Annotated in this window: 8 protein-coding genes; 2 read left to right on the plus strand and 6 right to left on the minus strand. The window is 59.4% G+C overall.

The genetic code is table 11. The features are described from left to right. A partial coding sequence (locus AC1RO0_RS13390; protein ID WP_498593383.1) for an ISAs1 family transposase occupies positions 1-320 on the plus strand: 320 nt, incomplete at its 5' end. A 425-nt stretch (positions 321-745) separates the two neighbouring features. On the opposite strand, the gene AC1RO0_RS13395 is transcribed toward AC1RO0_RS13390, so the two are convergent. The 6 genes from AC1RO0_RS13395 to AC1RO0_RS13420 all read right to left on the minus strand — a co-directional run bounded on the left by AC1RO0_RS13395 (position 746) and on the right by AC1RO0_RS13420 (position 5,771). Further along, positions 746-1,084, minus strand: a complete 339-nt coding sequence (locus tag AC1RO0_RS13395) for a carbohydrate-binding module family 14 protein (protein WP_498593384.1) — start codon at positions 1,082-1,084, stop codon at positions 746-748. Between the two features lie 183 nt (positions 1,085-1,267). Then, positions 1,268-2,218, minus strand: a complete 951-nt coding sequence (locus tag AC1RO0_RS13400; protein ID WP_498593385.1) for an aliphatic sulfonate ABC transporter substrate-binding protein — start codon at positions 2,216-2,218, stop codon at positions 1,268-1,270. Next, positions 2,215-2,961 (minus strand): ABC transporter ATP-binding protein, encoded by a 747-nt coding sequence (locus AC1RO0_RS13405; protein ID WP_498593386.1) that lies wholly within the window; start codon positions 2,959-2,961, stop codon positions 2,215-2,217. The genes AC1RO0_RS13400 and AC1RO0_RS13405 overlap by 4 nt, the downstream gene beginning before the upstream one ends. Continuing rightward, the gene (locus AC1RO0_RS13410; protein ID WP_498593387.1) at positions 2,958-3,791 is read right to left on the minus strand and encodes an ABC transporter permease; all 834 of its coding nucleotides are present in this window, start codon (positions 3,789-3,791) and stop codon (positions 2,958-2,960) included. The genes AC1RO0_RS13405 and AC1RO0_RS13410 overlap by 4 nt, the downstream gene beginning before the upstream one ends. Continuing rightward, positions 3,784-4,917, minus strand: a complete 1,134-nt coding sequence (locus AC1RO0_RS13415; protein ID WP_498593388.1) for an LLM class flavin-dependent oxidoreductase — start codon at positions 4,915-4,917, stop codon at positions 3,784-3,786. Before AC1RO0_RS13415 ends, AC1RO0_RS13410 begins: the two co-directional genes overlap by 8 nt. A 2-nt stretch (positions 4,918-4,919) precedes the next feature. Further along, a complete protein-coding gene (locus AC1RO0_RS13420; RefSeq protein WP_498593389.1) occupies positions 4,920-5,771 on the minus strand; it encodes an ABC transporter substrate-binding protein in 852 nt (283 codons plus the stop codon). Between the two features lie 145 nt (positions 5,772-5,916). Here AC1RO0_RS13420 and AC1RO0_RS13425 point away from each other — a divergent pair, with 145 nt between their 5' ends. Beyond that, positions 5,917-6,306: a metalloregulator ArsR/SmtB family transcription factor gene (locus AC1RO0_RS13425; RefSeq protein WP_498593390.1), complete on the plus strand. Its 390-nt coding sequence runs from the start codon at positions 5,917-5,919 to the stop codon at positions 6,304-6,306. Positions 6,307-6,339: the final 33 nt, after the last annotated feature.

A 6,339-nucleotide genomic window follows, 5' to 3' on the forward strand; every position in this document is an offset into this window, starting at 1 on the left:
GACAGGACACGGAAGGACAGGGCGCACGTCTGGTGCGCTATTTCCTGCTCTCGACATGCATGAGCGCAACGGCGCTCACCGAGGTCGTGCGCGCGCACTGGACGATCGAGAACCAGCTACACTGGGTTCTCGACGTCAACTTGAATGAGGACAAGGCGAGAAGTCGAAAGGATCATGCCCCGCAGAACCTCGCAACCTTGCGCAAGATCGCCCTCAACCTCATCAGGCTTCACCCAGACAAGGCATCCATCCGACGCAAAATCAAAAAGGCCGGATGGGATGACCAATTCCTAACCGAACTCCTCGCTCATATGCGATAGCCCTGCCATCGTCACCATCGTGAATACCGACGACTTCGGAATAGTCGCAACGCGAGGTCACTGGATCGGGGCCTGAGTCCGGCACATAGTATAGCCTCTTCCCGCCGTGGCCCATCGCACATGGCATCTCGTATGCATGTTCATGGGCCACGCAGGCGACGTAGTGGTCAGGTTTGGTGGGATGTGGGTAATTGCCGTCTGCCTTGTCGGAGCAGTCGAAATGAAACGGAGGCTCGCCGCTATCTTTGGGCGCATCCTGTGCCCCGGCCATAGGCGGTGTGGCGCACAGCATCAGGGATACCAGCAAGGTTTGAATCTTCATGGTTACTCCGGTGGGGACGTAAATATTTCGATGTTGTTTCGATAGGTATGGCGCGCCGGCGCGGATGGGTCACCATGCCCGCGCACCCTCACTGAGGTGACGTCTACTCCGGCTCCTCACAGCCGGCCACCTCGGGATAATCGCAATACGACTTCGCCGGATCGGGGCCTGAGTTCTGCACATAGTGTAACGGCTTCCCATCGGCGTTCGTTGCGCAGACCATCTCATATGCCTCCGTCTGTGCCACGCAGGCGACGTAGTGGGTGCATAGGGTTGGATGCGGGTAGTTGCCGTCGGCTTTCCCTGTGCAGTCGAAATGGAATGTGGGCTGAGTTTTATGTGCGGGTGTAAGTTGTACCGGCGTTTTGGGCGCATCTTGTGCCGCGACCATAATCGGTGTTGCGCACAGCATCAGGGATACCAGCAAGATTTGAATCTTCATGGTCGCTCCGGTGGGTGATGTAAACCTAGGGGATACTGTTGATGACGAAGACTGCGTATGCGACGGGGATCGCATACGCAGATACCTATGAGGCATCATTCGAAAATCAAGGTGTGTGATACACTTTTGCAACCCGCCCGCCCGACACCGAGACGCTCCCGCCTCAACAGTCCCAAGCGCGGCTTATTTCAGGGTAATCACGCCGGCGGCGATATCCGGCGTTGCCGGGATGATGCCGCTTTTCGCATACCATTCAGCTATATTGCCGATCTGCTTGACGTCGGCATCGGTGACAGCGGTCGTCGGCACGGCGTTATTTTCGCCGATCTTTGCACCAAGTTCGGCCGGAATATTCATTTCCTTTGCCCAGATCGCGCCCGCCTCGGCCTTGTTTGCCAGCGACCAGGCATTCTCGGTCTTCACGACATCGAATATGGCTTGCAGCTGATCGAGCTTCTTGGATGCAAACTCGCGGCTTGCGACGAGCACGACCGCATTGTCGGATCCGATCGCCGCGCCGTTGGCAAGGACTTTGCCATCATAGGATTTCTCGGCAATCGTGAGGAAAGGATCCCAGGTCGCCCAGGCGTCGACATGGCCTTGAGTGAAGCTCGGCCCGCTGTCGCTGGGGCTGAGATAAACGCGCGTGACGGTCGATGGATCGACGCCGTTCTTTTCGAGGCCACGCATCAGCAGATATTCGCCGGTCCCGCCCCGGTTAACGGCGACCTTCTTGCCGGCAAGGTCTTTCAGCGACGAGATGCCTGAGTCACTCTTAACAACGACGCCTTCGGAACCGGCTGCCATCTTCTGATAAGCAAAGACGACAAGCGGGATCTTGGCGGCAAGTGCTGCGATCGACGATGTCGAACTGCCCGCGGTGATATCGATGCTTCCGGCATTCAGTGCTTCAAAGGCCGGAGCAGCGGCTGGAAAGGGACCAGCCCATTCGACTTTGATGCCCTTTTCGGCGAGCGCCTTTTCCAGAGTACCGCGCGACTTGGCAAGGGTCAGATCGTTCGGGCCGCGCAGCCAGCCGATCCTGACGACCTGATCCGCAGCCTGTGCAATCGGGGCAATCAGAGACAGGAGAGTAGCGGCGGCAAATGCCTTAAAAAGAGAGCGTTTTTTCATGGATGTCTCATCCGTTCTGCCCGAGGGGCCTGAAGGTTTTCAAGATTGTTCTGTTCGACACCGAGCTGCGACAGCAGGTCGGACTCGATTTGGATAGCCCGCGGGTCGTTTCGCTGCCGCGGATGGGGGATATCGACGTTGATTTCCAGACTGAACCGCCCTTGATCGATAACGAGAATCCGATCGGCCAGCGCCACGGCTTCCCAAACGTCATGCGTGACCAGGAACACGGCCGGCCTGTGCTTGCGCCATAGCTCGTCGACAAGTGCGTGCATCCTGATCCTCGTCAGCGCGTCGAGCGCCGCGAAAGGTTCGTCGAGCAGCAGCAATTGCGGTGTTCTGACCAGTGCGCGGGCCAGCGCTGCCCGTTGCGCCTCTCCACCCGACAAGGTCAGCGGCCAGGCGTCTCGGCGATGCGACAGTCCGACGTCGGCGAGCGCCTGTTCGGCCGCCTCGCGAGCATTCAGCGAATTCACGCCGAGAGCGATATTGTCGATGACGCGCTTCCACGGCATCAGCCTCGGCTCCTGGAAGACGACAGCACGGCGGTTGGGGATCTCAGCTTTTATCGCAGGTGCCTGATCAAGGCCGGCCAAAACCCGTAAAAGCGTGGATTTCCCAGAACCACTGCGTCCGAGTAGTGCCACGAACTCTCCCGGTTTTATCTGGAGGTCGATGCCGTCGAGCACCGCCGGGCCATCGAACGATCGGCTCAGGCCCTGAATATCGACGAGCGCGCTCATGCCGTCACCACTGGGCGCCAGCGTAGCGCATAGGCCTCGATGATCCGCACCAGGCCATCCGTCAGCAGCCCCATCACGGCATAGACCAGAAGGCAGACGACAATCACATCGGTTTGCAGGAAGTCGCGCGCATAGGTCATGATCGAGCCAATCCCGCTCGATGCGTTGATCTGCTCGCCGACCACGAGGCTGAGCCAGGCAACGCTCAGGCCATAACGAATACCCACCAGCAACGATGGCAGCGCGCCGGGGATCACGATATGGCGCACGATCCCGAGCGTACCGAGGCCAAGCGTCTTTCCGGCCTCGATCAGCTTGCGATCAATGCCGCGAATGCCGCCGTGCAGGGTGAGATAAATTGGGAAGACACAGCCAAAGGCTACCATCCCGACCTTCGGCACCTCGCCAATTCCAAACCACAAGATGAACAGCGGCAGAAGCCCAAGAAACGGCATCGCCTTCAGCATCTGAATCGGCGGATCGATCATCGTTTCCCCGAAGCGGGAAAGCCCGGAAATGAGCGCAAGTAATACCCCCACTACGAGAGCAATGGAGAAGCCGGCCGCCACGCGCAGGAACGACACGCCAAGACCGATGATGAGTTCCCCCGATGCGATCAATTTTGTACCGGCGGCCAGTATCTGAACCGGAGATGCCAGGATACGCGGCGGCAACAGTCCGGAGACGCTCAAAAGCTGCCAGAGAACTAGGATGGCCAGGGGAGACACGAGACGGCTGAAGGAGCCGAAGCGAGGCTTGCGCCTTTGGCTCCGGGGCTCCGGTATGGCGGGCCGGTCCAGCGCCTGCCCGATAGAGCGGGTATCAACCATTCGCCGTCTTTCCCGAGAGGTCCCGATCGAACAGTGTCGACCAAGTGAACTGCTTCTTCTCCGGAATCAATCTTTCGACCGGCAATCTCGGCAGGACCGTCTCGCCGAACCGATAAGCCTCCTCGAGCAGCGGCATGCCTGACAGAATGAAGGTGTCGACGCCGACGGCCTGATAGGCCTCGAGCGTGCGGATGACGGTATCGGGCGATCCGACGATCGCAGTCCCCGGACCGGGCCGGACAAGGCCGATACCGGCCCACAGATTTGGCGATATCTCCAGATCGCGGAGATTGTCCGGCTTGATGCCGCCGTGCATACGACTCATACGCTGCTGGCCGATGGAATCGGTGTTCGACACGAAACGTTGATTGGCGGCGATCGCGGCGGTATCCATCTGTTCGTAGAGGTCGGCTGCGGCCTCCCAGGCCTTCTCGTCGGTCGATCGCACGATGACATAAAGCCGGATACCGTAGTTCAGCTCGCGCCCATACTCGGCGGCTTTCGCCTTCACCTGCAGGACCTTTTCGCCCATCTGTTCGGGCGTTTCACCCCAGGAGAGGTAGGTGTCGACATGTTTGGCCGCCACTTCGATGGCGCTGTCGGACGAACCGCCAAACCAGAGCGGCGGCGCCGGAATAGAGGTGCCCGCCGGAAGCGCGAGCTTGGCACCTTCCGTCTGGAAGTATTTGCCATGATGGGTCACGCTTTCGCCAGCCATCAGTCGGTGCCAGACCGTCAGGTACTCGTCGGCCATGTCATAACGTTCGTCGTGCGGCAGCGTCATGCCGTAAGCGCCCAGCATCTTGGCGTCGCCGGACACCACGTTCAGAAGCAGTCGCCCGTTGGAAAATTCCTGGAACGTCGCGGCCATCTTGGCCAGCAAGGTTGGGGCTATCAGACCGGGATGGAACGCCAGAAGAAACTTCATCCGCTCCGTATATGGCAGCAGCGCGCCCGCCAGCGGCCAGACATCGTGGGCGCCCGTTGCAAACAATGCGCCGGTGAAGCCAAGATGATCGTAAGCTTGCGCCAATTGCTTGTAGTAGCCGTAGTCGATCGTGCGCGACCCCTCAGGCTTCCACGGATAAGCGCCGTCCGGCGCGCACATGTACCAAAGAACGTTCATGGCTATGAATTCCCCGCGATAGTATTGTTTGCGATCTCAAGCCTGGCCGCCAGGTCCTTGTGACGGAACAGGGTATCGGCCTCCGCCTGCTGCTCGCGAAGGATCACGTCGCTGGCCGGAACGACACGCCAGTCCCGTTCATTGACGACGCGTGTCCAGGCCCGCCGCTCCACCTCGGTTCCATTCTCGGACAGAAGTGCGGCCGCCTTTTCCGGATCAGCTTGGATTTCGTTGCCGATCCGCGCCAGCTCCTTCGCAAAGCCATCGATAACATCGGCACTCAGCCCACGCTCGCGGATCGTCCAGAAGGTCGACCGGTTCGGGATGGTCGCGCCGCAATGGGCAAGCACCCGAAACTCCCCTGATGACAGCGACTGCTCAAGATGCGGAGCCATCGCCACCCAGGCGTCGATCGCACCGGACCTCAATGCGTCGCGGGACGACACCGGCAATAGGTCGTGGCGATGCACGTCCGGCAATCCGAAACCGGCTTCCTCCAGGCTCCTGGCAAGGAAATAGGTCAGGAAGGAACCATCGACGAGCGCAACCGACCGACCTTTCAAATCCGCCAAGTTTTCAATTTCGGATTGGCGATTGACCAAAATCGCCCCATTGGCGGGTCTTGGCGACGAGCCGGCGACATAGATCACCGACAGGCCGGAGGCGGCCGCCAGGATCGGCGGCGTCGATCCGGTGCCACCGATGTCGAAAGCTCCGGCGGCAAGCTTGGCGGCAGTCTCCCGCCCCTCCTGGTAGGGCACGAATTCGGGATCGAAATCCGCAAAGGCGCCGGGCCAGCGGGACGCGAGACTGAGATGCAGATTGTTCGGGTGAAACCCGATCCTCAAGGCCATGAATGTTTCCGCGATCGTTGAAATTCTCAATATATAAAATTATATAATGGAAGCTCGATTGCAATCGAAGAACGTTTCGATCAAACTTTTTCAGGTCGAGAGAAAACTATTTCACGGCAAACGCTGCATGATGAAGAGCGCCACGATGAATCTCATGAATGCCGAAAGGCACGAAGCCAGGGACCGACAGAAGGTCAAATGCCGCGCCATCGGCGCCGCATCGGATTTTTTGAAGGCCATGGCAAACCCAGTCCGTCTTTCGATATTATGCGCCTTGGTGGAAGGAGCGCGATCGGTCACCGAACTGGAGGCCATGCTCGACGTGCATCAGCCGACATTGTCCCAGCAACTGGGCGAGTTGCGTGAAGCGGGCATCATCGTGGGCAAGCGCTCCGCCCGCGCCGTCGTCTATCGCCTCGCCGACCCAAGAGCGGGACAGCTCATAGGCCACCTGCGGCTATTGTTTGCCGATCCCGACGCCTCCGCGATTTGGCGAGGAACATCGGTTGAAGCCGTCTTCACACACCAGATGTGACAGCCTCAGCAAAGCGCAATGCTGTCATGTCCG

The sequence above is a fragment of the Rhizobium sp. GW821-FHT14E12 genome (assembly GCF_058803745.1).